The sequence below is a fragment of the Micromonospora sp. NPDC049060 genome (genome assembly GCF_040649055.1).
GTDB classification, from domain to species: domain Bacteria; phylum Actinomycetota; class Actinomycetes; order Mycobacteriales; family Micromonosporaceae; genus Micromonospora; species Micromonospora reichwaldensis.
Genome location: NZ_JBEZEV010000177.1, coordinates 1 through 1,576 on the forward strand (window position 1 = coordinate 1; position 1,576 = coordinate 1,576).

Annotated in this window: 1 protein-coding gene; it reads right to left on the bottom strand. The window is 73.7% G+C overall.

Features of this window, described 5'->3' with window-relative positions; translation table 11 throughout:
* Positions 1–91: 91 nt before the first annotated feature.
* Positions 92–1,273, bottom strand: coding sequence for an acyl-CoA dehydrogenase family protein (locus tag AB0B83_RS30110; protein WP_132238214.1), 1,182 nt, complete (start codon positions 1,271–1,273; stop codon positions 92–94).
* Between the last annotated feature and the right edge of the window lie 303 nt (positions 1,274–1,576).

A 1,576-nucleotide genomic window follows, 5' to 3' on the forward strand; every position in this document is an offset into this window, starting at 1 on the left:
GAAGGCGATGCCGACACGTTCGCCGATGGGCAGGGAGTTGAGAACCTTGGACACACCCGGCGTCGCCGGGTGCCGCCGCCCGGGCCCGGTGTCAGATGTAGAAGCTGTTCGGCTCCAGGCCGCAGAGCACCCGGCCGTAGAGCTCGAAGTTGGTCTGCGGGGTCATCAGGGCGTGCAGGTTGACCGTGTGCACGTCCCGGGCGATCCGCTGGATCGGCACCGAGCTGTAGACCGAGGAACCGCCGCTGGCCAGGGCCAGCACCTCCACCGCCTCGCGGCCCAGCTGGCAGACCGCGCCCACGTCGGCGCGGGAGCGGACCCGCTCCTCGAGCGTCCACGGCTCGCCCGAGCGGCCCTTGCTGTCGGTCAGGTCCGCGACCCGGTAGCCGTGGAACTCGGCCTGGTCGGCCTTCAGCGTCGCCTCGGCCACCTGGAGGTGGGTCACCGGCGCCTCGGCCTGGCTGCCGTAGTCGGTGTAGGTGATCTTCCGGCCGGGCAGCCGCTCGAAGAACACCTCCCGGGCGGCCCGGGCCAGCCCGATCACGGTGCCGACCGAGGACGCGGCGGCGACGCCGAGCAGGGGCGCCCGGTACATCGGCGACTCGGCGTTGAGCTTCGAGGCGTACTGGCCCTGGAGCACGGCCGGCAGCGGCAGCACCCGCTCCTGCGGCACGAAGACGTCCCGGGCGACGGTGGTGACGCTGCCCGAGCCCCGCATCCCCGCGGTGTGCCAGTCGTCGACGACCTCCAGGTCCGACATGGGCACCAGCATCATGAGGGGCATCGGGGTGCCGTCCGGCGCCGCCCCCATCGCGATGATCTCCTGCCACTGGCTGTGCAGGGCACCGCTGATGAAGCCCCACTGGCCGTTGAGCAGCACACCCCCCGGCCGGGGCTGCGCGTTGCCGGTCGGGCTCAGCGTGCCGCAGACCCGCACGTCGGGCGTGCCGAAGACCTCGTCCTGCACCTCGTCGGGGAACATCCCGACCATCCAGCCCGGAATGCACCACACCGAGGCGGTCCAGGCGACGGAGCCGTCACCCCGGGCCAGCTGGGCCGTCACGTCGGTCAGCGTCCGGGTGTCCGACTCGTACCCCCCGTACCGCTTCGGGATCCGCATCCGGAACAGGCCGGCGTCGGCCATCGCCTCGACCACCTCGTCGTGCATGCGGCGGTTCTCCTCGGACCAGCTCGCGTGCTTCTGCAACAGGGGCACCAGCTCCGTCGCGCGACGCACCAGTTCCGTGCCGGGCACCGTCTGGGTGACGTCCACCCTGACCTCCTCGATAATCGTCGGTTCGGCGGTTACACCACCGCCGCGTGACCGCCGGACGCACGGCACGGGACCGGGCCAGCGGGGGCATCCGCCCCGGTCGCGTCCGGTCCGGCCAGCCGTCACCGGCGGCGGGCGGCGCGGTCGCTCGGGGCGCGCCCCGCCTGGGGTGGCCCTGGCATCGTCTGCTCCCGCCGGAGGTCGACGCATCTCCGCAAGTGCGGTGTCGCGGGATTCGCCGCCCGCCCGCCCCCCCCCCCCCCCCCCCCCCCCCGCCCCGCGGCGTGGCCCCGGCCCGGGCGA